The organism is Algoriphagus kandeliae (assembly GCF_004571135.1).
In the GTDB taxonomy this organism is placed as follows: Bacteria; Bacteroidota; Bacteroidia; order Cytophagales; family Cyclobacteriaceae; genus Algoriphagus; species Algoriphagus kandeliae.
This window is the reverse complement of record NZ_SPSB01000001.1, coordinates 903,016-925,755: the sequence shown is the minus strand read 5'-3', so window position 1 is coordinate 925,755 and position 22,740 is coordinate 903,016. Positions and strand designations below refer to the sequence as shown.

Genomic DNA, 22,740 nt, shown 5'->3' with positions numbered 1-22,740 from the left:
CATAAAAAGTGAAATAATGTTTTTATTTCATAAATAATGCAATACCTTGCTTCTTCAGCAAAAGTATAGAAAATGGAAAGTTGGATTTTGATGGGTGATATTGTTGGAAGTAGCGAGTCTGACTCAATCACTTTGCAAAAAGAATTCTCACGGTTGATAGGGAAAATCAATCAGGAATTTAAAGATCAATTGAAATCTCCGCTTACGATCACTCTTGGGGATGAATTCCAAGGAGTTGTAGCTGATTTACAAACATCCGTTCAGATAATTGTGAGAATTGAAGAGGAAAAATGGGAATTGAATTATCCGATTTTGATTCGATATAGTTTGGGATTAGGTGAAATTTCTACTCCAATAAACTCAGAAATTGCCTTTGGAATGTTAGGGAAGGGGCTTGCTGAAGTCAGAAATTCATTGACCAAACTAAAAGAGAAGGAAGAAAGAATAGTTTTGACCGGGAAAATTCCGGACAAAGAAAAATTGGGTTTGTCTCTGGAGTTGCTACTTGAGAAACAGCAGGAATGGAAATGGAAAGACCGTGAAGTGATTTCCGGATATTTTAAGGGCAAAGATTATAAGGAAGTTGCAGAGACCATGAAAAAAGATAAATCATTGATTTGGAAGAGATTTAAGTCTTTGGACTTTGATTCCTACGAAAAGCGAAGAAGGCTTTTAAAATTAATAGCCCAAAATGAGAATTGATTTTATACTCTTTTATGTCATTTCTGAGCTAATTGCCTTCGTTGTTTTTCGAAAAATCAGAAAGTACTATTTGGGAAATTCTGGTTCGAAAAGACCTATGTGGAATGGAATTATTGAGCGGGTTTTTCTCTATGTATGTTTGCTAAGTGGAGTATACCATGAACTTGTTTTATTCGGCGCACTGAAAATAGGAACCCGGATTAAAACTGATGAAAATAAAATTTCAAACGATTATTTCCTGATAGGAAATTTGGTTTCGGTAGGTGTTGTCATATTGACGGTTCACCTATATAAAATTTGGATGAATTAAATGAGCGAAGAAACTAACAAACCTGAAGAATTTGACGACAGCTTACACAATTCGGTTCCAGTAACCGGAATGTATAAAGACTGGTTTTTGGATTATGCTTCTTATGTGATTTTGGAGCGAGCAGTTCCCGCAATTGAAGATGGTCTAAAGCCTGTTCAAAGAAGAATTCTGCACGCCATGAAGGAAATGGATGATGGCAGATTCAATAAAGTGGCTAATATCATCGGTCAATCCATGCAATATCACCCGCATGGTGACGCTTCGATTGGTGATGCCATTGTGAACTTGGGTCAAAAGGATCTATTGATTGAAACTCAGGGAAACTGGGGTGATATCCGAACGGGTGATTCAGCCGCCGCTGCACGATATATTGAAGCACGTCTTTCAAAATTCGCACTAGAAGTTGTCTTTAATCCACAAACTACAGAATGGCAACTTTCCTACGATGGTAGAAAAAGAGAACCGGTTACTCTTCCAGTTAAATTCCCACTTTTGTTGGCTCAAGGCGTAGAGGGAATTGCCGTTGGTCTTTCCACTAAAATCCTTCCACATAACTTCTGTGAACTCATTGAGGGATCAATTGAAATACTAAAAGGAAACAAAACGGATATTCTTCCTGATTTCCTTACCGGGGGGTTGGCTGACTTTAGTGAATATAATGGAGGTCTTAGAGGAGGCAAAGTAAAGGTTCGTGCAAGAATTGAAGAAGAGGATACGAAAACCTTAGTAATCAAAGAAATACCGTATGGTACAACTACTGATTCTCTTATCGATTCTATTTTGAAAGCCAATGACAAAGGGAAGATAAAAATCAAAAAGGTGGTAGATAATACTGCCAAGGATGTTGAAATTCAGGTTCACTTGGCCTCAGGCGTTTCTCCTGATGTGACCATTGATGCCCTTTATGCATTTACTGATTGTGAGGTTTCCATCTCTCCAAATGCATGTGTCATTATTAATGAAAAGCCGGTATTCCTTTCAGTCAATGACATCCTAGAATATAATACCAAGCAAACCAAAAAGCTTCTCAAGCAGGAATTAGAAATCCGCAAAGGAGAGTTAATGGAAAAGTTGCTTTTCTCTTCTTTGGAAAAAATCTTTATCGAGAATCGGATTTATAGAGACATTGAGGAATGTACTACTTGGGAAGAAGTTCTTCAGGCTATTGATAAAGGATTGGATCCTTATAAACCTGATTTTTATCGGGAAATTACCCAAGATGATCTGGTTCGCCTGACAGAAATCAAGATCAAGCGAATTTCTAAGTATGACTCTTTCAAGGCAGATGAATTGATGCGTCGCTTAGAGGAAGAACTGAAGGAGGTTAATTATAATCTCCGTCATTTGACTGAATATTCTATTAAATATTACCAAAGACTACTCGAGAAATACGGAAAAGGGCGTGAGCGAAAAACTGAAATCCGTGCTTTTGATACCATTCAGGCAACGGTGGTTGCAGCGAACAATGCCAAGCTATATGTGAACCGAAAAGATGGTTTTGTAGGCTTTGGGCTCAAAAAGGACGAGTTTGTCTGTGATTGTTCTGATTTGGATGACATCATCGCGATCCGAAAAGATGGAAAAATGATGGTTTCCAAGATTCAGGATAAGCTTTTTATGGGCAAGGACATTCTTCATGTGGGGATTTTCCGGAAGAATGATGATCGGCTGACCTTCAATTTGATTTACCTGGATGGAGCTAGTGGACGCGCGATGGTGAAGCGCTTCCAGCCAGGAGGTGTTACCAGGGATCGGGAATATGATCTCACCAAAGGCACCAAAGGATCAAAGGTTTTGTATTTGACGGCAAATCCAAATGGAGAAGCAGAGATCGTGACAGTTTATCTAACTCAAGGAGCAAAAGCTCGGGTGAAAGTCTTTGATTTTGATTTTGCCGAATTAGATATCAAAGGTCGTGGTGCTGGAGGAAATATTTTGACCAAATATCCAGTAAGAAAGGTTCAGCTGAAGATGGAGGGTGTGTCTACTTTGGGAGGCTTAGATATTTATTATGACCCGGTTGTCGGTCGATTGAATACCGATGAACGTGGACAATTGATTGGTAATTTCTTGGGTGAAGACAAAATTTTGGTTTGCTACAAGTCTGGAGATTATGAGTTGACAGGGTTTGAATTGACTAATCGTTACGAGCCTAATGAGGTGCTTTTGATCGAAAAATTTGATCCTGAAAAAGTCCTTTCAGCTGTTTACTATGATGGAGGTAGCAAAACCTATTATGTGAAGCGCTTCCAGATTGAGACCACCACGATGAACAAGAAGTTCAACTTCATTACAGATCATCGATCTTCTTATCTCAAATTGATTTCTACTGAAAAACAGCCACAAGTCAAGGTTCTTGTTCTAAAAGGAAAAACTGAAGAGGAGCAGGAATACGACCTCGATATGTTGATTGATGTGAAGGGTTGGAAGGCAATGGGGAATAAATTAAGCTCCCATCCCGTGAAGGAGGTGAATTTAATTTCTTCTCAAAAACCAGAACTGAAAGAAAATGAGGGACAAAAGAATAATGACTCAGATGAGTTGGAAGTTGGGAGTACCATTGATCTAAGTCCTAAAAAAGACTCGGATGAAGAACAGTTGGGCTTGTTTTAAATAAATTCATGAGTCAAAAACAACCGGAAATAGCATTTGATCAGGGGCTTTTGGACTATTTGGGTCAATACATTACAGACCATAAAAAGCAACTGATTGATGATGTTCTGGAGAAAAGGACGCGTTCTATTACGGTTGTTTTAGAAAATATCCATAAACCTCACAATGCAAGTGCGGTGATTCGAACTTGTGATTGCTTCGGGATTCAGGATATGCACTTGATCGAAAAAACCAATGCATATAAAGTCAATCCTTATGTCACTAGAGGAGCTGCTCAATGGGTTGATTTGCATAAATACTATCGAAAGGACGGTTCCTCAGTTGATGCTTGCTTTGAAAATCTATGGGAAAAAGGATACAAGATTTATGGAACCAGTCCATCGCCTGATTCCATTCCTATAGGTGAATTGGAGCCCAAAGAAAAAATAGCATTGGTATTTGGAAATGAGCATGAGGGGATTTCAGAGGAGGTAAAAGAAAAGGCAGATGGTTTGGTCCATATTCCCATGCTAGGATTTACAGAAAGCTTCAACATTTCGGTTTCCGCATCCATCTTTCTTTATGAATTGATCAAGAAAGCTGAGAATTATCATCATGCTGATTTTTACCTATCAGAATATGAAAAAGATATACTTCGAATGAAATGGTATCGGTCAATAGTTAAGCGATCGGACCTTCATGAAAAACATTACTGGAAAAATAGGAACACATAAAAAAAATCCCCAACTGGGGATTTTTCATTATTCCTCGTGAATGATAATTTTTTCGATTTTATCTCCTGCTCTGATATCATCAATCACATCCAAACCCTCGTAGACTTTTCCAAAGCAGGTATGGTTACGGTCTAGGTGACGGGTGTTTTCTCGATTATGACAAATGAAAAACTGAGAACCTCCTGTGTTTCTTCCGGCATGTGCCATAGAAAGAACACCTCGGTCATGGTATTGATTGTCTCCAGTCAACTCGCAATCAATCATGTAACCTGGTCCTCCTCTTCCTGTTCCTTCAGGACATCCTCCTTGTATCACAAAATTTGGGATTACTCGATGAAAAGAAAGTCCATCATAGAATCCCTTTTTTGATAAGTCAATAAAATTTTTCACTGTGTTGGGTGCATCTTTTTCGTAGAATTCCACTTTCATGGTTCCCTTTTCAGTGATGATTTCAGCTGTTTTCATGGAATTGGTTGGAGTTTAGTTTGTTAAGGTTGCCAAAAATAAGCCTAGAATCCGAAATATTTGTTTTAAATGAAGATTTGATATAAAAAAAGCCCACTTGAATAAAAGTGAGCTTTTTGGGTTATAGATGGGTTATTGAATATGGTTAAATTTTTGGAGCACCCTTTAGAATGTCTTCAGATGCAAATTCCTCAAACTGCTCAAAATTTTTGATAAAGGATTCAGCAAGAATCCATGCTTGTTTGTCATATTCTTCAGGGTTTTTCCAGGTATTTCTTGGATTTAGAACATCACTTGGGACGCCTGGACAACTTTGGGGAACCTCGAAACCAAATACAGGATGCTTTTCATAAGATACATCCTCAAGCTTTCCTTCCAAAGCTGCTGTAATCATTCCTCGGGTATGGGCTAGCTTCATTCGAGAGCCAACACCATAGTGTCCACCGGTCCAGCCTGTATTCACCAACCAAACATTGGTTTGATATTCTTCCATTTTTTCTCCGAAAAGCGTCGCATAAGCTGTAGGGTGTAATGGAAGGAATGCAGCTCCAAAGCAAGCAGAAAAGGTGAGTTTTGGCTCAGTAATCCCCATCTCAGTACCAGCAACCTTTGCAGTATAGCCTGAAATGAAATGATACATTGCCTGACTTTTATTAAGCCTCGAAATAGGAGGGATGACCCCAAAAGCATCGGCTGTTAGAAAGAAAATATTCTTTGGAATGCCTGCAATGGAAGGGTTTTTCGCATTGTGAATAAAGTGGATAGGGTAGGCCGTTCGTGTATTTTCAGTGACAGACTTATTTTTGAAATCCACTTCTCGACTATTCGGTTTGAATCGTGTATTTTCTACAATTGCTCCAAACTTGATCGCATCAAAAATTTCCGGTTCTTTGTCTCGATTTAAATCAATTACCTTGGCATAACATCCGCCCTCAAAATTAAATACGCCCTTTTCTGCCCATCCATGTTCATCATCTCCGATTAGAGCCCGTTTTGGATCAGCTGAAAGTGTTGTTTTTCCTGTTCCTGAAAGACCAAAGAAAATTGCAGTGTCACCTTCCTCACCTACATTGGCTGAGCAGTGCATGGACAAAGTATTTCTTTCAGCAGGCAAGATGTAATTCAGTACAGAAAAAATCCCTTTTTTCATTTCTCCTGCATATCCTGTACCTCCGATCAAAATCATCCTTTTGCTCAGGTTTAGAATGGCGAAATTTGGGTTTTTAGTACCGTCTATTGCAGGATCTGCCTCAAATCCCGGAGCACATATAATCGTGAAATCATGCTCAAAATTTTCCAGTTCTTCAGAAGTGGGTCTTAGGAACATGTTATTGCAAAAGAGGTTATGCCAAGCCCAAGTATTGATCACTCGAATGTTCAAACGATAATCAGGATCTGCTCCGGCAAAGGCATCACGAACATACAATTCTTTGTCCATCAAGTAGGCCTTCATCTTTTCTAGTAGGCTATCAAACTTGTCTTCGTCAAAGGGGATATTGATATCACCCCACCAAACCGTATGTTCGGTTTTGGTATCTTTGACGATGTACCGGTCTTTTGGAGATCTTCCTGTGAATTTACCGGTATCAGCCATCAAAGCACCGGTGGAAGTCAATGAACCTTCTTTTCGAGCCAATGAGTGCTCAATTAACTCGGCTGGGGTTAGATTGTAGTGGATTTTGCCGCTCGTGGTTAGATCAAGGAAATCCAAGGGAGAGGTTTTTAAATCCATAGCTAAATCCTGCATAAATAATGGGTTTATATACTGAAAATTGTCTGCTCAAAATTAAGTAAATACCTTTTATCAATTACCAAAAAATCTTCATTTTTTGCTCATTCAATCGATTACGAAGAAAAATCAGAAAATTATTTGGTGTTATCTTAAATTTCTATTTTTTAGGCTGATTTTAACCTGATAATTATCATCTCAATAGTTGAATAATCTTAGCAACTGGTAGGCTTTTTTTGGAAGTAAGTACCAAATTGCTTTATCATTGTAAAATCTATACACCCATAAAATCTTGATCCTTGGAAACACCAAATAATCCTGAATTTGAAGGGCCTACCATTTTTGGCCATCCAAAAGGTCTAATGACCTTGTTTTTTACCGAAATGTGGGAGCGCTTCAGCTACTATGGAATGCGAGCTCTCCTAATTCTATTTATGACAGCTGCTATTGCAGAGGGAGGTTTAGGTTTTGATGATAAAACCTCAGGAGCCATCTATGGACTCTACACCATGGGAGTTTACTTATTGGCGTTACCTGGAGGCTGGCTTGCCGATCGATTATTCGGTTTGAAAAAATCCGTTTGGTATGGTGGTATCATCATTGCCATGGGACACTTTACAATGGCTCTACCCGGAATATTCTCCGCCGGAGATTATGCATCCAAAACCGAATTGAGTTCACTGGACATTAATTCATTCTTTTTGGGATTGATTTTAATTGTTTTCGGAACGGGTCTTTTGAAGCCTAATATCAGTTCAATTGTTGGGCAATTGTATCCTGCTGGAAGCACCAAACGAGATGCTGGATTTTCCATTTTTTATATGGGAATCAATCTAGGAGCTTTGATTGCTCCGATTGCTTGTAGTACTCTTGCAGAATATGACTGGCATCTGGGTTTTGGTTTAGCTGGTTTTGGAATGGTCTTAGGATTGATTCAATATAAGTTAACTGGCAGTTCTCTAGATGGATATGGTGAACCACCAATTCCTGTTGATGAAACTGAAAAATCACAGCAAAGTCGCCTAAAGAAATCCGTGAGTTGGATTGGAATGGTGGTTTTAGGAATTCTTGCAATTTTATTTACCGGAGTTGTCCCAATTAATGCAGCTGCCATTGCAAGTCTTTCTGGGACCATTATTGCATTGGTAGCATTTGGATATCTTGGTTATGTTATTCTTTTTGGAGGACTCAATAAGTCTGATAGAAACAAAGTAGGAGTAATTGCAATTTTATTCCTTTTCTCTGCTATGTTCTGGTCTGGATTTGAACAGGCTGGTTCTACATTAAATTTGTTTGCTGAGCGATTCACAGACCGGACCGTATTAGGATTTGAAATCCCTACTGGTTATTTCCAGTCTATTAATTCCATGTTCATTATCATTTTTGCTCCAATTTTTGGAGGAATGTGGGTTTGGCTAGGAAGAAAGAACCTAGAGCCTAGTTCTCCATTGAAATTTACCTTTGGTCTTTTCCTCTTGGGTTTAGGCTTTTTAGTAATGTATTTCGCAGCAAAAATTGCGGCTTCCGGTGAGTTGGCTGCTCCAACTTGGTTGATCATGACTTACATGTTACACACCTTTGGCGAATTGGCTCTTTCTCCTGTTGGTTTGAGTTTGGTTACTAAATTGGCACCAAAGGGATATGGAGGCCAAATGATGGGAATTTGGTTCCTATCAGTTTCTTTGGGTAACCTATTTGCAGGTTTGATTGCAGGTGAAGCGAGTGGTGGAACTGAAGAGGCTTTAGCTCAAATGCCTGACCAATACATGATGATTGTCTATACTGTGATTGGTTCTGCCGCTGTGCTGTTCTTATTGAAACCAATCATAAGAAAAATGATGGGAGAGGTTCATTAATCATACATGGATCCAAAAAAGAAGGCTATCCTCATGGATAGCCTTCTTTTTTTGTTAGAATAGACTCGTTTGAACCGTTGCTGGTCGACTTGCTTGGATGGTGCCTTTAAGCATGTCTTGAAGTAATTTCAGAAATCCATGCTGCCAGTTTTCAGGATTGATTTTGACTTCTTTTCCTTCATAGCCAATTGGTCCAATCATTTTTTCAAAACCAATGATCATACTCCAAACGGTATAGAAGGTTATTTCAGGCTGTAATTCAGGGCGGATACTTCCATCTTTGATGCCTTGGCTTACCATCATCACACCAAATTTTGCAGGTTCATGATGAATTTCTAAAAGCTTTTGGAAATGCTGACTTTCCAAAATCAAAGGGTCTATAGTTTTTCTGGCTTCTTCATCATTGGATTTCTTGACAAGGTCCATAAAGCCAATGATGGAATCGTATAAGATCTGATTTTTTTTCGCGAATTCCACGACCCGAATTACAAGCTCATTGAGCTTTTCCAAGCCGTTTATTCCTTTCATCAGATAAACCTCGCGAAATTCTTCTTTAAAAAGGTCAAATGCCTTTTTGGTCAAAGCCATGAACAAGTCCTCTTTGTTCTTATAATAAAAATAGGTCAATCCCTTACTGATCCCCGCAGACTTCGCAATGTCATCCATTCGGGTAGCTTGATAACCTTTTGTAGTAAAAAGGGAGATAGCAGTATCTAGAATTAATTTCTCTTTGTTCTTCTCCTTTGGCATCTTAACAATTGAAATTTCTTTTGCTCTGTGAAAATATTAAACCTTGGTCAAAAAAATGAATTAAGCTCTGTTCAATTTTAAAAAAAGGCCGAAATAAGGATTTCGGCCTAGAATCTAGATTTGATTTATTTTGTCACTTCGACGATGTAGTAGTTTTTCTTCCCTTTTTGTATAAGAAGATATTTTCCCTGTAATAATTGAGAATTAAATGCTCCATTTGGGTCAGTTTGCTTCTCTTTATTAATACTTAGCCCACCCCCTTGGATCAGTTTTCTTGCTTCGCCTTTTGAGGAAAATATTACACCTTGAGTCATCTCTCCAAAGAGATCCAAAACAGTTGAAATTTCCCCGAATTGAGCTTCAGTAATTTTTACCTGAGGTACTCCTTCGAACACCTGCAAGAAAGTTCTTTCATCTAGTGTAGCTAGGTCTTCTGTGGAAGATTTCCCAAAGAGAATCTGAGAAGCTTTTTGAGCCATTAAATAATCCTCCTCACTATGGACCATGATGGTTACTTGCTTGGCGATTTCATGCTGCAAAATTCGCAAGTGGGGAGCTTCTTGATGCGACTTTTCTAGATTTTCGATAGTCTCCCTATCCAAGATGGTAAAGATGCGGATGTATTTCGATGCATCCTCATCCGACACATTTAACCAGAACTGATAAAATGCATATGGGGAAGTTTTTTCCGGATCCAGCCATACTGATCCGCTTTCAGTTTTTCCGAATTTACTTCCATCAGCCTTGGTAATCAATGGAACGGTTAAGGCAAAAGCAGAGCCTCCGCCCATTCGACGGATTAATTCTGTACCGGTAACGATATTTCCCCACTGATCCGAACCTCCCAATTGGACGGTACAATTTTTATTTTTCCAAAGATGGTAAAAGTCATATCCTTGGATCAATTGATAGGAAAACTCTGTAAAGGATAGTCCATTTCCATCTTCCAATCGACGCTTGACACTATCCTTAGCCATCATGTAATTAACCGTGATGTGCTTACCGACATCTCGGATAAAGTCCAAAAAAGAGAATTGTGACATCCAATCATAATTGTTGACTAATTCAGCCTTATTGGTAGTTTCAGAAGAAAAGTCCAAAAATTTGGAAAGTTGATTTTGGATACAATTCACATTATGGTCTAGGGTCTTTTTGTCAAGTAGGTTTCTTTCCGCAGATTTAAAGGAAGGATCCCCGATCATCCCGGTAGCTCCACCGACTAATGCGAATGGCTTATGTCCAGCCCGCTGAAAATGCAAAAGTGTCATGACACCCACCAAATGGCCAATATGTAAGGAATCCGCTGTAGGGTCAAATCCCAAATAAGCGGCCGCCATGCCTTTATTTAGGTGTTCATCAATTTCAGGAGTCATGTCTTGGAGCATTCCTCTCCAGCGTAGTTCTTCTATAAATGAATTCATTGTTGCCTTTTGGTATTTAGCCTGCAAATATAGGATGCTTGTCTTAGGGATGGAAAGAAAATAGAATGCATTCCTGCCTTAAAGTTGAATTCTTGATGCTCAAAGAAGTTTGTTGGCTAAGGATTGGGTTTTTTCTTACTTTCGGACCCACATCTTATTGATTTCGAAAAATGAAAAAATTCAGTCTTTTAGGAGTTCTTTCGGTTTTGCTGAGCCAAATGGTTTTTGGCCAAGATAATCCTCAATGGATCCGATATCCTGCTATTTCTCCGGATGGGAGCCAAATTGTGTTTACTTACAAAGGTGATTTGTTTACAGTCCCAAGTAAAGGTGGTGAGGCTAAACAGTTGACTTTTCATGAAGCGCATGATTACAAGGCTGTTTGGAGTAATGACGGTCAAAAAATTGCTTTTGCATCGGATCGATATGGAAATTTTGACATTTTCATCATGGATGCTTCTGGAGGTCCTGCCGAGCGATTGACTTTTCATTCCAATGATGAAGTTCCTTATGATTTTTCGTCGGATGGAACTCAGGTAATTTTTGGTACGCAGCGAATGGATATAGCTGCTCATCGTCAGTACCCAACCGGATCTCAACCAGAATTATATCAAGTTCCGGTGAAAGGTGGTCGAGTTGATCAAATTTGGACCATACCTGCAGAATATGTCCAAAGCAGCAAGGATGGCTCTCGGATGATTTATCATGATAAAAAAGGTGGTGAAAATGAATGGAGAAAACATCATGAATCGGGTATCGCTCGGGATATTTGGATGTATGATGCTCCCTCAAATACACATCAAATGCTATCCACTTTTTATGGAGAGGACCGTAATCCTGTATTTTCTCCGGATGAATCGGAGATTTATTATCTAAGCGAGCAAAATGGAAGTTTCAATGTATTTGCCATGCCATTGGAAAATCCATCTGAAGTCAGGGCTTTGACTCAATTCGAAAATTTCCCAATTAGATTTTTGACTGCCTCCGAGGATGGCTTGATGAGTTTCAGTTATGATGGAGAGTTGTATACGCTTCGAGCTGGTGAGACTCCTCAAAAAGTATCTGTAAAGCTATTGACTCAGTCTATTTCCAATCCAGATAATTTCATTTCTATTAATGGTGGCGTTAGTGAAATGAGCCTTTCTCCAGATGGAAAAGAAATTGCTTTTATAGCAAGAGGTGAAGTGTTTGTTACATCAGTAGATGGAAGTTTAACCAAAAGAATTACTGAAACACCCGAGCAAGAGCGATTTGTTGAATTTTCTCCGGATGGGAAATATATCCTTTATTCCAGTGAACGGGATGGCCACTGGCAAATTTTTAAAGCTGAAAAAGTGAGGGCTGAAGAACCCTTCTTCTTTGCTTCTACTTTGATTAAGGAGAGTCCTATGTTGGATTTGGAAGTGGATGCCTATTTATCAAAGCTTTCCCCTGATGGAAAAAAGTTAGCATATGTAGAAGATCGAAGATCCATTGTTGTTATGGATTTGAATAGTAAGGAAAAGGTTACGTTGCTGTCTCCTGAAGAGTTGTTTCACATGAGAGATGGCGATCAATACTTTACTTGGAGTCCTGATAGTAAGTGGCTTTTAGCTACTTATAATCCGACAATGGTTAATGGCGAAGTGGTTCTTTTGGACGCTACTGGAAAAGAACCTTTCCGAAATTTGACAGAAAGTGGCTATGATGATGGCAGCGCAATTTGGGTAAACAATGGGAAGCAAATGCTTTGGTTTACCAATCGGGATGGATTGCGAAGTTATGCAACATCCGGCCGCAGTGAGCGGGACGTTTATTCATTGTTTTTTGATAAGGAAGCCTGGGATTTGTATAATCTGAATGAGGATGATTACAAACTTTGGAAAGAACTGAAAAAGGTTCAGGAAGGTGAGAAAGACGCTGAAAAATCCAAGACAGACGCCAAGCAAGAGAAAGTAGAGCCTTTAAAATTTGACTGGAAGGGAATCGAAGACCGAAAAGCACGTTTGACTATTCATAGCAGCATGCTAGGGGATGCTGTTTTGAGTAAGGATGGTGAAAAGCTTTTTTATTTATCTCGATTTGAAAAAGGATATGATCTATGGTCAACCAATTTGAGAACAAAGGAGACTAAGAAGGAGATTTCACTAGATGCAAATTTTGGAAGTTTGATGTGGGATAAGGATCAGAAAAGTCTTTTCCTGTTAACTAATGGTTCCATTTCCAAGATTAATCCAGAATCCATGAAGAGAGAGTCTATCAAGATTAAAGGTGAAATGACTTACGATAGACAAGCCGAATGGGCTCATCTGTTTGACCATGTTTGGCAACGAACAAAAGGGATTTTTTATACTCCTGACATGCATGGAGTGGATTGGGAAAAAGCTAGAGTCGATTATCAGAAATACCTTCCTCACATTGGAAATAATTATGAATTCGCAGAAATGCTTTCTGAATTGTTGGGAGAGTTGAATGTGTCTCATTCAGGAGCTAGGTTTTCCAAAAGTATTTCTATGCCAGATCAGACAGCTTCTTTGGGGATTTTCTGGGATTATCAGCATGAAGGAAATGGTGTTAAAATCACTGAGGTGATTGCCGGTGGACCGTTGGATAAGTCAGATTTGAATATTCAGCCAGGAATGATCATCCAAAAAATCGATGGTGAGGCCGTTTCTGAATCTGTTGACTTCGCAAAACTATTAAATAGAAAAGAAGACAAATTTACACTTTTGGAAGTAACTGATGCACAGGGTCAAAATATGCAGCAAATCACTGTTAAGCCTATTTCCTTGCGTGAAGAGGGAAGTTTGTTGTACAAACGCTGGGTGAAAAAGAATCAAGAAGAGGTTGCTAAATTGAGTGGGGGTAAGTTGGGATATGTGCATATTCCGGGAATGAGTGATGGTCCTTACCGAAATGTGTATGAAGAAATGATGGGCAAATACCATGATACGGAGGGTGTGATTGTCGATACTCGATTCAATGGCGGTGGAGATTTGGTAGCAGATTTGGCTATGTTCTTTACCGGTGAGCGATTCCTTACTTATGCTACGACTGCTAAGGAAGTTGGCTATGAACCTACCTCTAGATGGACAAAACCGACTTTAGCGATGTTCAACGAGGCTAATTATTCTGATGGACATTGTTTTGCCTGTGGCTACACTGATTTGAATATTGGAAAAACAGTGGGGATGCCTACTCCAGGGACTTGTTCTTTTGCCGGTTGGGAAGGTCTACCGAATGGAGTTCGATGGGGAGCAGTTCCAATTTCTGCTAAAAATAAAGCAGGGGAGTGGTTAGAAAATAATGAGACAAGACCTCAATTTGAGGTGAAAAACATGCCTGGAAAAATTGATCAAGGAATTGATCAGCAATTAGAAAAGGCGGTTGAGGAGCTTTTAAAAGATGTTGATAAATAGTCTTATTGATTTATTATAAAAGAAAAAGGCTGGCAGATAAATTCTGCCAGCCTTTTTAAATGCTTATCCCAAAATTACGTTTTACAATTTACTGATAGTTCTTGTTGTTAAGTGTTTCGTCTTCTTTGAAGAACTTAGTCAACTTAGCAAATGAGCTATCAAAGTATCCTTCAAGCATTCTTTTAATGATGAAGGTCCGATACTCGTCCTTGGATACAATTGGAAAATACTCGTGGCTTTTACCATAGGACTTATGGCTTACGAAACCTTTTCTTTCCAAAATTCGGACGATAGTTGATACCGTATTGTAAGCCGGCTTGGGCTCGGGCATAGGTACAAGGATATCTTTAACAAATCCCCGTTCGATATCCCAGAGGATTTGCATGATTTCCTCTTCTGCTCTAGTTAATGGTTTCATAGGTGTTTGTGTTAAGTTTTTAATCCTCAGAAAATTATTGGTTTAGTTTCTTAATTCCAAAAAAATAATGGAATTAATAATACTATTTAGTTGAAGAATTTTCTAATTGTTTAATAATCAGGGGAATAAAAAAAAGAGCCAAAAGCTCCTTCTTAGTTTAAACCGTTCTTAATCGTATAATCCCTGATGCGTGTAAGAGTTTCACGATAGGATAAGTGGGATCAAATTCATACCATTTTACAGCAAAGTTGGGTCTGTTTGGTAGTTTATGATGATTGTTTTGGAAAAGCTCACCAAGCATCAATACATCCAATAGGAGACTGTTTTTTGATTTATCGTTGTTATCAAAGTTTGCATAACCATATTTATGTCCACTCCAATTAACAATAGCACCATGGACAGGACCCATTAAGAAATGTATTGGAAGTAAGAAATACATCCACCAGTGCGTTCCCGTAAGTTCGAATACTGAGATACAAAGCACATAGATTAAGACATAAAAAATCCCCCAAGCTACTCGCACTCCCATATTATCGGCAAACTTGTCGAAATTCTTCCAGTCTGGGATATCTTTTGAAAAACGCTCTTCAGGTTTTAATCTGAAAGAGAAATAATCATTGTAAATGTTTTTTGTCTTCCACATCATGGTAAACAAGTTTTCAGTATGATGTGGGGAATGAGGATCTTTTGGCGTATCGCTGTAAGCATGGTGCATCCTGTGAAGAATTGCATAAGCTCTTGGAGAAAGGTAAGAGCTACCTTGCCAAATCCAGGTGAAAATGTAGAAAAAGCGCTCCCAATACTTATTCATGACAAACATTTGGTGGGCAGCATATCGGTGAAGGAAGAAACTCTGGCAGAATAAGGAGAAGTACCAGTGCAATAAGAAGAAAATAATGATAATCACTCGTATTAAGTTAATTTGGTTTTTGACAAATATAGCCGATCATCTTGGAAATGCAGGGATGGAATTTGAGCAGTGGTGAATATTTGTTGGAATTGAATAAATTAGAAGTGAAAACTGACAAAAATCATGAGCTCTGAAAGCAAAGCATCCTCTTTTTTGGTGAAAATTATTTTGGGTGGAATCGCCGTATTGATTGCCCAATTTTTGTTACCTGGTATTCACATTGATTCTTGGATCACTGGCTTTTTGTTGGCCGCTGTTTTAATCCTGATCAACATCACCATCAAGCCATTGATGATCATCCTTACTTTTCCTTTGACGATCGTCACACTCGGATTATTCCTGTTGGTCATCAATGCACTTACCGTAATGATTGCCGATTATTTTATTCCTGGATTTGTGGTCGATAGTTTTTGGTGGGCTCTTTTGTTTGCAGTTGTTTTAAGTATCATCAATTCCTTGTTTGGTAATAGTTTAAGTACTGACAACTGAAACTGTACGATCATTTTTTCGGATGTAGTATTTTGAATTTCCCTTCTTATCGAAGCAGTTAATTCCTGGAGATTTCGAAATTTTTACAATTAAAAAGTACTTCTCCATTGGTTCAAGTGGATTGGAATCATAATCCAAGAATTGAATTGTACGAAAATCGAGCTCAGCAGATGGCTTGCAAAATCGTTCATTTGCTGTTCGTATCATGAACATTTCTTCTTCCGGATCTATTCCGATAAGATGGCCTTGATCCGAAATCCCAACCAATAATTCGCCTCCTTCAGTATTGGCCATCGCAGCAATGGTTTTTGCAATTTTTTCTTGGGAAGTGATTTTCAGTTTTCGGTCCAGCCGAGTTCCTTCTTTTGATTTTAGGATAGATTGGAAGCTTTCTTGGTCAAAGTTTTCAAATTTATCTTTATTCATCAGCGATTTGCTATCAATTTTCTTTGTTATTAGTTGGAGAAAGTTAACTTTCTAGTCCGATATAAAAACTTTCAATAATGAATTCTTTGGAAAACCCAGGCTTTGACCCAAAAGAGATTGAAAAACTTCGGAGTTCTCTCGAGTCTTCTGGAAAGCCATACTATTTGGTTCCGGAAGCTGAAAATTCTGACGAATATGTCAATTTCTATTTTATTGGCATGTATGAAGGCAAGGAAGTGATCTATGATGCAGCCCTTTACACGCTAAGACTTCATCATGCGAGTGAGGTTTATGAATTGGCTGAGCATGAAGCTGCTAAGAAATTTCCCAATTTCAATGGTATTCGCTATGAAGAAGATGAGAATGGAAATTTGATTCCATTATCTAGTGAAGAAGAAGAGATTGGTTGGTTTATCACCGAAATGATCATGGAGATAGAGGAAGAGGAATCTGTGAAGGTGCAAGAATTTGTCGATATCGATACCCACCATGATTATGGGATTGGTGTAGACGTAGCTTTAAATGTCGATCATATTGATGATGCATTAATCCAAAAATTTATCTTGGAATTTAATGATGATACAATCCAATTGGACGAAACCATGTATTCTTTCCAATCGGAAGAAGAGGATGTTTAAAAATTAATCGTAACATTTCAGTCTAACGCTTGTTAAAAATCAAGCGTTTTTTTTATGCTTAAAATTGCCTGGTCACCCGAATATGCACACCAATTGCCACCGGGGCATCGCTTCCCGATGGAAAAATACGAGTTGCTTCCTGAGCAGCTAGTCTATGAAGGAACAGTTACTCCAGCGAATTTTTACAGACCAATAGCCTTAGAAGAAACCGAAATAATAAAGGTTCACGATCCCATTTATTGGGGAAAGTTGAAGGGGCTATCTTTGAGCAGATCAGAGGAGCGTGCAACAGGTTTTCCTTTGAGTGAAGCCTTAGTTAAGCGAGAAATTCTCATCATGGGAGGGTCGGTACAAGCTGCTCAGTTTGCCTTGTCAGATGGGATTGCGATGAATATTGCGGGGGGTACTCATCATGCATTTACTGATCGGGGTGAAGGGTTTTGCTTATTGAATGATATTGCTTTAGCAGCTGATCACTTGATTTCTTCCGGTTCAGTTCAAAAAGTTTTGGTCGTTGATTTGGATGTACATCAGGGAAATGGAACAGCAGCTATTTTTCAAAGAAGACCTGAAGTTTTCACCTTTAGCATGCATGGTCAAAAGAATTATCCCCATCGAAAAGAAAAATCTGATTTAGATATAGAGCTTCCGGATGGTATTGGAGATGATGCTTATTTAAAATTATTGGAAAACCATCTTCCTAGATTGATTGAAAAGTTTGAACCGGAGTTTATTATTTACCAGTCAGGAGTAGATGTACTCAAAACCGACAAATTAGGACGATTGGGTATGAGTCTTGCCGGTATTCAAAAGCGGGATCATTTAGTCCTATCTTTGGCCCGAAAAAACAAAATACCGGTAATGTGCTGCATGGGAGGTGGATATAGTCCTCAAATCCGTCATATCATCGAAGCCCATGCGCAGGTTTACCGTTTGGCACAGGAGTTATTTTTCTGATTAGGATTATTTAAGAGTGGGCAAGAGCTTCTGACTCTTGGAAAATCAATTCTTTCTTTATATTTGCGCCCTTGTCAACTATAAAGAATTAATCGTGAAAAAAGTATTACCCATCTTTGTATCCTTTGGAATTTTGTTGGTGGCATTTGCTTGTCAGCCAAAAGCTACTGAAACTTCTGAGACAACTTCACAACCAGAAGCAAATGCTTCATTTTCTGATTTGAAAGTAGCTTACGTTTACACAGATAGTGTAATCAGTAAGTATGAATACTTCAAGGTAAAATCAGAGGAGTTGACCGAAAAAGGAAAAAAATTCGAAGGTGATCTTCAAAGTAGAGCTCGTGGGTTTGAGCAAGAGGTGGCTAATTTCCAGCAAACAGGTGGAAATATGACTCCAAATCAGCAGCGAGCAAAACAAGAAGAGCTTTTGAAAAAAGAGCAAAACTTGATGACGTATCGGGATAACTTGATGCAGGAATTAGCAACTGATGAGTCTTCCCTTTACAGCGAAGTTTACGATAAAGTTCAAGCATATTTGAAAAAATACGCCGATGAACAAGGTTTGGATCTTATCCTTAGCTATACCAGAGGAGGAGCCGTTTGGTATGGAAAAGATGCTTTGGATTTGACTGAAGAGGTAGTGACTGGTTTGAACCAAGAATACGCATCTTCAACTGCTATAGAGAAATAAACTGAATCAATGGAGAACAAACCCGGCTAGTCCGGGTTTTTTTATGCCTTATTTTAGGTATTTTTGTGCTTCAATTTTAAAAAACACATATCATGAAGATCACGGAATTTTTGAAACATCATTACCGCCACTTCAATGCAGCAGCTTTGATTGATGCGGCTGATGCGTATAAAAAACATTTGGATGAAGGTGGAAAAATGATGATCACTTTAGCCGGAGCAATGTCTACTGCTGAGTTAGGTATTTCTTTGGCAGAAATGATTCGCCAGGATAAGGTTCAGATCATTACTTGTACAGGTGCGAATTTGGAAGAGGATGTGTTCAATTTGGTAGCTCATGATTACTACGAGCGGATTCCGAATTACCGTGATTTATCTCCTGAGGAGGAGCAAGATTTGTTGGATCGGCACATGAATCGGGTGACTGATACCTGTATTCCAGAAATGGAAGCAATGAGAAGAATTGAAAATGTGATTTTGGAAGAATGGGTAAAAGCAGATCAAGCAGGAGAGGCTTACTTCCCACATGAATTTTTTTACAAAATCCTTTTATCGGGAAAATTGGACGATTCTTTCCAAATTGATCCCAAAAACTCCTGGCTTTTAGAAGCTGCAAAAAAGAATCTGCCTATCATCGTTCCGGGTTGGGAAGACTCAACGCTTGGCAATATGTTTGCAGGGCATGTTATATCAGGGGATGTAAAAAATGTCCATACTGTTCGTTCAGGTATTGAATACATGATGTATTTGGCTGAATGGTACACCAAGAATGCCACTGAAGAGAGCAAAGTTGGATTCTTCCAAATTGGTGGTGGTATTGCAGGAGACTTCCCGATCTGCGTAGTCCCAATGCTTCATCAGGATTTGCAAAGAGATAACGTCCCACTTTGGGGATATTTCTGCCAAATTTCGGATTCGACCACTTCGTATGGGTCTTATTCTGGTGCGGTTCCTAATGAGAAAATTACTTGGGGTAAACTAGGTTTGGAAACTCCAAAATTTATCATCGAATCCGATGCCACCATTGTAGCACCGCTGGTGTTTGCTATAGTATTAGATCAGTAAAATGAAAATTATTAAATCGTACATTCTTCAGGCAGGCAGAGTTTCTCTGCTTGCTTTTTTTATTTCCACCTTTGTAAAGGCTCAAGAGATTCAAAATTTATCCGGAGCAAACAGTCCTCAGGATGATCAGAATCCTGTTTGGATAGGAGATGGGGTGCTTTTATTTACGAGAGCTAATCACTTTCAAAATCAAGGTGGTATTACTGACCCTGGGGATATTTGGATGACTAAAAAGGATGCGGAGGGCAATTGGTCTGAAGCGATACACAGACCTGATTTAAGTACCTCAGGATATGATATAGCCTTGGGTTTAGAAGACCTTTTGACTCTTTTAGTTTATCATCAAGGGTCTGAAAGAAACGGGATTTTTCAATATTCAAAATTTGGAAGTGATTGGAATTTTCTTCGACAAATATCTATGGAAGGGCTTTCTGAATTCGAAGGGAAGGTTTCTGGAAGAGTTGCTAAAGGTGGGAGTTTGATTTTCTTATCTGGAAATAGAGCTGATTCTAGAGGAAATGAAGATATCTATGTAAGCAAAAAAATTGGGACTGTTCAATGGTCGAAACCAGAACATCTTGGGAATGTGATTAATACACCGGGACAAGAGATTAGTCCATTTTTTGACCCTGATTCAAATCTTCTTTATTTTTCATCCAATATGCAGGTTGGAGCGGAAGGAAAGGATATTTTCATTGCCAAAAAACTTTCAGAATCTTTTGATCAATGGAGTGCCCCAAAGAAATGGGTTCAAATAAATAGTACAGGATCTGAAAGCTCTGTTGCTTTTATTTCAGACCAAGAAGTAGTTTGGACTACCACTCAAAACAGTGATGGTTTTGCCGATTTAGTCACTTTTAGAAACCCTGTACGACTAGAGATTCCTACTGATTTCGAGGCTCCTGCTACTGTAGCAATTGGCCAAACTGAGCAAAGTGAATCCTCGACAAAAGTATCTGAGCTCAAACCGATTTTTCCTTCAAGCGCAGTAGGGATTCCAGAAGTTCGATTGGAAGAGAAAGAAGTGAAAATTGAAGAAGAGCCATTAAGGTGGCTAGTGATTGATCAAAAAAATAGGACTCGAGTTGAGGGTTTCGCGGTTTTTTTGGGAGAAAGTAATTCCAAAGATGAGTTAGATCCAAATTCAATTAGACTATCTGAAATCCAACCAAAAGCCGGATTTTTGAGGTTTGAAGCTCCACAATTTTTCCCAATCACGATATCTATTTCTTCCTTGAGAAAAAGTGAACCCAATGTGATTTTGATGACTAGAGCTGAGGCAGGAAATAGTCTATTACTTGATCAAGTTGGTTTTAAACGAGGTACAGCTGAACTAGAAGGAAGTGCTACCATGGAATTCCTCGATCAAATAGCAAAATTTTTAAATGAAAATCCGGAAGTGATCATTCGGATAAGTGGGCACACTGATAATGCGGGTGATCCAGGACTAAATAAAGCATTGTCTTTGGATCGGGCTACATCTGTCAGAGATTATTTGGTGGAAAAAGGAGTTGCATTTGAGCGTCTTCGCATTTCAGGCTGGGGAGGTACAAGACCCATAGCCTCCAATGCGACTGAAGCAGGAAGAAGTAAAAATAGAAGAGTTGAGATTACGGTAGAAAACTAAAAAAAGCCCGATTCAATCGGGCTTTTTGCTTAAAGGCTATATCCTTCTCGGTAGGTTCTTTTTACAAATTGGTTTGCGGGTTCGAAGTTGGTGATTTTCATATTCGGCCCATCCCAAACCAGCTTTATTCCTCGGCCTGGATAATCAAACTGATTTGCATTTCCACCTGGCCTTTGAACACGATAATCATAACTTCTGATAGCTAAATTTCCCATGAGAACAGATTCAGTCAATGGACCAGCTACACTAAATGGAGAGCTTAAACGCTTATATTCTTCAGAACCATGTCCTGCAATACAAGCTTCTACCCAGTTATTATAATGACCTCTATCTCCACCTGGAACTCGATATTCTGTCTCAGGAACTTGAATGTATTGGTTTTTGGAAGTTGGTAAAAGTTTTGGATCAATTCCATAAGTGGAACACATCATTTTTCCTGCCGTTCCTTCGATAATCACACCATTACCACCATCACCCATTACTTCATTTGGTTCCAGTTCTTCCGGTCTTGTAGGTTGTATTCCTCCATCCATCCAGTGGAACTCCAATTCCTTCCCACCCGGCATATCAAATCTTAAAGTAATGTGTGAGGAGGGAGGGCAACTATCAGGGAAATATCCCCTTTGAAATTCACCGACATAGACAGAACCCACAGAACATTCCGCTGATTTTGGATAACCAAGTCCCAGAACTCGGAATGGTGGCTCCATAATGTGACATGCCATATCACCTAAGGCTCCAGTACCATAATCCCACCATCCTCGCCAATTGAAGGGCACGAGATTTCCAACATAGTCACGATAGGGAGCCGTTCCCAGCCAAAGATCCCAATCTAAATCCGCAGGTGGAGTTTGTGCCTCGGTTGGCCAAGGAATACCTTGAGGCCAAACCGGACGATTGGTCCAGGAATAAACCTTGGTAGCCTCTCCGATAAGTCCAGCATTATACCATTCCACCATTTTACGGACTCCGTCTCCCGATGAACCTTGGTTTCCCATTTGGGTAACCACCTTATATTTTTCTGCAGCCTCTGTTAACATTCTGGCCTCATAAATATCATGGGAGAGTGGTTTTTGTACATAAACATGTTTTCCCATTTTCATAGCCATCATGGCTTGGACTGCATGCATATGGTCAGGTGTTGATACAGTGACTGCATCAATATTATTTTGTTCCTTTTCCAACATCACCCGGAAATCCTTGTAATATGCAGCTTTTGGATGCTCTTCTCTGCTTCTTTTTGCCCTAGTGTCATCTACATCACAAAGCGCCACAATATCTGCTTTTCCGCTTCGAAAGACTCCACTCACATCATTGTATCCCATTCCTCCTACGCCAATTCCTGCAACTCGAAGTTTGTCACTAGGTGCTATAAAACCTGGCCCACCTAATACATGACGAGGAACAATGTAAAATCCCGTCATGGCTAGAGTGGCACCTTTGATAAAGTTTCTTCTTGAATTTTCCGGCTTGTTTGAATTTTCTTTCATATCAGAATTAAGTCAAATTTTCATGCATTCTAAACTATTAAAAAACCTATCATAAATCTTTTGAATTTGGTAT

At 39.1% G+C, this 22,740-nt stretch carries 20 protein-coding genes; 12 read left to right on the top strand and 8 right to left on the bottom strand.

All coding sequences use genetic code 11. The features are described 5' to 3' along the window. Positions 1-72: 72 nt before the first annotated feature. From E4S40_RS03980 to E4S40_RS03965, 4 genes are read left to right on the top strand one after another with little or no spacing between them, the layout of a single operon-like run. Entirely contained in the window at positions 73-702 is a 630-nt protein-coding gene (locus E4S40_RS03980) for a SatD family protein (RefSeq protein WP_135071144.1), read from the top strand. Continuing rightward, complete coding sequence (locus tag E4S40_RS03975) at positions 692-1,012, top strand: hypothetical protein (RefSeq protein WP_135071141.1); 321 nt, start codon at positions 692-694, stop codon at positions 1,010-1,012. Before E4S40_RS03980 ends, E4S40_RS03975 begins: the two co-directional genes overlap by 11 nt. Beyond that, entirely contained in the window at positions 1,013-3,625 is a 2,613-nt protein-coding gene (locus E4S40_RS03970) for a DNA gyrase/topoisomerase IV subunit A (protein WP_135071138.1), read from the top strand. Positions 3,626-3,633: 8 nt separating this feature from the next. Next, positions 3,634-4,338 (top strand): TrmH family RNA methyltransferase, encoded by a 705-nt coding sequence (locus E4S40_RS03965; protein WP_135071135.1) that lies wholly within the window; start codon positions 3,634-3,636, stop codon positions 4,336-4,338. Between the two features lie 27 nt (positions 4,339-4,365). Here E4S40_RS03965 and E4S40_RS03960 read toward each other — a convergent pair whose 3' ends face one another. Together E4S40_RS03960 and pckA are read right to left on the bottom strand one after the other, a co-directional pair. Beyond that, positions 4,366-4,803, bottom strand: a complete 438-nt coding sequence (locus tag E4S40_RS03960; RefSeq protein ID WP_135071132.1) for a peptidylprolyl isomerase — start codon at positions 4,801-4,803, stop codon at positions 4,366-4,368. A gap of 145 nt (positions 4,804-4,948) precedes the next feature. Next, positions 4,949-6,550 carry a phosphoenolpyruvate carboxykinase (ATP) gene (gene pckA, locus E4S40_RS03955; RefSeq protein WP_135071129.1) on the bottom strand — a complete coding sequence of 534 codons (1,602 nt, stop codon included), beginning with the start codon at positions 6,548-6,550 and terminating at the stop codon, positions 4,949-4,951. A gap of 344 nt (positions 6,551-6,894) precedes the next feature. On the opposite strand from pckA, the gene E4S40_RS03950 reads away from it, so the two are divergent. Beyond that, positions 6,895-8,388 (top strand): peptide MFS transporter, encoded by a 1,494-nt coding sequence (locus tag E4S40_RS03950; RefSeq protein ID WP_135071601.1) that lies wholly within the window; start codon positions 6,895-6,897, stop codon positions 8,386-8,388. A 54-nt stretch (positions 8,389-8,442) separates the two neighbouring features. Here E4S40_RS03950 and E4S40_RS03945 read toward each other — a convergent pair whose 3' ends face one another. Together E4S40_RS03945 and tyrS are read right to left on the bottom strand one after the other, a co-directional pair. Further along, a complete protein-coding gene (locus E4S40_RS03945; protein ID WP_135071126.1) occupies positions 8,443-9,138 on the bottom strand; it encodes a TetR/AcrR family transcriptional regulator in 696 nt (231 codons plus the stop codon). A gap of 125 nt (positions 9,139-9,263) precedes the next feature. Beyond that, positions 9,264-10,559, bottom strand: a complete 1,296-nt coding sequence (gene tyrS / locus E4S40_RS03940; RefSeq protein ID WP_135071124.1) for a tyrosine--tRNA ligase — start codon at positions 10,557-10,559, stop codon at positions 9,264-9,266. 170 nt (positions 10,560-10,729) lie between these two features. Between tyrS and E4S40_RS03935 the strand changes: the two genes are divergently transcribed. Continuing rightward, on the top strand, positions 10,730-13,957 hold the full coding sequence (locus E4S40_RS03935) for a S41 family peptidase (protein WP_135071121.1): 3,228 nt from the start codon (positions 10,730-10,732) through the stop codon (positions 13,955-13,957). Between the two features lie 88 nt (positions 13,958-14,045). Here the strand turns inward: E4S40_RS03935 and E4S40_RS03930 are convergent, their stop codons facing one another. After that, complete coding sequence (locus E4S40_RS03930; RefSeq protein ID WP_135071118.1) at positions 14,046-14,375, bottom strand: BlaI/MecI/CopY family transcriptional regulator; 330 nt, start codon at positions 14,373-14,375, stop codon at positions 14,046-14,048. Positions 14,376-14,532: 157 nt separating this feature from the next. Beyond that, positions 14,533-15,282 (bottom strand): acyl-CoA desaturase, encoded by a 750-nt coding sequence (locus tag E4S40_RS03925; protein WP_135071115.1) that lies wholly within the window; start codon positions 15,280-15,282, stop codon positions 14,533-14,535. Positions 15,283-15,408: 126 nt separating this feature from the next. Here E4S40_RS03925 and E4S40_RS03920 point away from each other — a divergent pair, with 126 nt between their 5' ends. Next, positions 15,409-15,774: a phage holin family protein gene (locus tag E4S40_RS03920; RefSeq protein WP_135071112.1), complete on the top strand. Its 366-nt coding sequence runs from the start codon at positions 15,409-15,411 to the stop codon at positions 15,772-15,774. Here E4S40_RS03920 and E4S40_RS03915 read toward each other — a convergent pair. After that, positions 15,757-16,200 (bottom strand): AlbA family DNA-binding domain-containing protein, encoded by a 444-nt coding sequence (locus E4S40_RS03915; protein ID WP_135071109.1) that lies wholly within the window; start codon positions 16,198-16,200, stop codon positions 15,757-15,759. The genes E4S40_RS03920 and E4S40_RS03915 overlap by 18 nt on opposite strands. 77 nt (positions 16,201-16,277) lie before the next feature. Between E4S40_RS03915 and E4S40_RS03910 the strand changes: the two genes are divergently transcribed. From E4S40_RS03910 to E4S40_RS03890, 5 genes are all read left to right on the top strand, one after another. Next, entirely contained in the window at positions 16,278-16,838 is a 561-nt protein-coding gene (locus E4S40_RS03910) for a hypothetical protein (RefSeq protein WP_135071106.1), read from the top strand. 54 nt (positions 16,839-16,892) lie between these two features. Next, positions 16,893-17,795, top strand: coding sequence for a histone deacetylase family protein (locus E4S40_RS03905; protein WP_135071104.1), 903 nt, complete (start codon positions 16,893-16,895; stop codon positions 17,793-17,795). A 94-nt stretch (positions 17,796-17,889) separates the two neighbouring features. Continuing rightward, on the top strand, positions 17,890-18,486 hold the full coding sequence (locus tag E4S40_RS03900; protein ID WP_135071101.1) for an OmpH family outer membrane protein: 597 nt from the start codon (positions 17,890-17,892) through the stop codon (positions 18,484-18,486). Between the two features lie 92 nt (positions 18,487-18,578). After that, positions 18,579-19,550: a deoxyhypusine synthase family protein gene (locus tag E4S40_RS03895; RefSeq protein WP_135071098.1), complete on the top strand. Its 972-nt coding sequence runs from the start codon at positions 18,579-18,581 to the stop codon at positions 19,548-19,550. A 1-nt stretch (position 19,551) separates the two neighbouring features. Continuing rightward, entirely contained in the window at positions 19,552-21,177 is a 1,626-nt protein-coding gene (locus E4S40_RS03890) for an OmpA family protein (protein WP_135071095.1), read from the top strand. Positions 21,178-21,206: 29 nt separating this feature from the next. Here the strand turns inward: E4S40_RS03890 and E4S40_RS03885 are convergent, their stop codons facing one another. After that, on the bottom strand, positions 21,207-22,667 hold the full coding sequence (locus E4S40_RS03885) for a Gfo/Idh/MocA family protein (RefSeq protein ID WP_135071092.1): 1,461 nt from the start codon (positions 22,665-22,667) through the stop codon (positions 21,207-21,209). Positions 22,668-22,740: the final 73 nt, after the last annotated feature.

Coding starts and splice junctions, on each gene's coding strand:
- E4S40_RS03980 (WP_135071144.1), top strand. CDS start 73: ATGGAAAGTTGGATTTTGATGGGTGATATTGTTGGAAGTAGCGAGTCT.
- E4S40_RS03965 (WP_135071135.1), top strand. CDS start 3,634: ATGAGTCAAAAACAACCGGAAATAGCATTTGATCAGGGGCTTTTGGAC.
- pckA (WP_135071129.1), bottom strand. CDS start 6,550: ATGCAGGATTTAGCTATGGATTTAAAAACCTCTCCCTTGGATTTCCTT.
- E4S40_RS03905 (WP_135071104.1), top strand. CDS start 16,893: ATGCTTAAAATTGCCTGGTCACCCGAATATGCACACCAATTGCCACCG.
- E4S40_RS03895 (WP_135071098.1), top strand. CDS start 18,579: ATGAAGATCACGGAATTTTTGAAACATCATTACCGCCACTTCAATGCA.
- E4S40_RS03885 (WP_135071092.1), bottom strand. CDS start 22,667: ATGAAAGAAAATTCAAACAAGCCGGAAAATTCAAGAAGAAACTTTATC.
- tyrS (WP_135071124.1), bottom strand. CDS start 10,559: ATGAATTCATTTATAGAAGAACTACGCTGGAGAGGAATGCTCCAAGAC.
- E4S40_RS03950 (WP_135071601.1), top strand. CDS start 6,895: ATGACCTTGTTTTTTACCGAAATGTGGGAGCGCTTCAGCTACTATGGA.
- E4S40_RS03915 (WP_135071109.1), bottom strand. CDS start 16,200: ATGAATAAAGATAAATTTGAAAACTTTGACCAAGAAAGCTTCCAATCT.
- E4S40_RS03930 (WP_135071118.1), bottom strand. CDS start 14,375: ATGAAACCATTAACTAGAGCAGAAGAGGAAATCATGCAAATCCTCTGG.
- E4S40_RS03920 (WP_135071112.1), top strand. CDS start 15,409: ATGAGCTCTGAAAGCAAAGCATCCTCTTTTTTGGTGAAAATTATTTTG.
- E4S40_RS03960 (WP_135071132.1), bottom strand. CDS start 4,803: ATGAAAACAGCTGAAATCATCACTGAAAAGGGAACCATGAAAGTGGAA.
- E4S40_RS03910 (WP_135071106.1), top strand. CDS start 16,278: ATGAATTCTTTGGAAAACCCAGGCTTTGACCCAAAAGAGATTGAAAAA.
- E4S40_RS03945 (WP_135071126.1), bottom strand. CDS start 9,138: ATGCCAAAGGAGAAGAACAAAGAGAAATTAATTCTAGATACTGCTATC.
- E4S40_RS03890 (WP_135071095.1), top strand. CDS start 19,552: ATGAAAATTATTAAATCGTACATTCTTCAGGCAGGCAGAGTTTCTCTG.
- E4S40_RS03935 (WP_135071121.1), top strand. CDS start 10,730: ATGAAAAAATTCAGTCTTTTAGGAGTTCTTTCGGTTTTGCTGAGCCAA.
- E4S40_RS03975 (WP_135071141.1), top strand. CDS start 692: ATGAGAATTGATTTTATACTCTTTTATGTCATTTCTGAGCTAATTGCC.
- E4S40_RS03970 (WP_135071138.1), top strand. CDS start 1,013: ATGAGCGAAGAAACTAACAAACCTGAAGAATTTGACGACAGCTTACAC.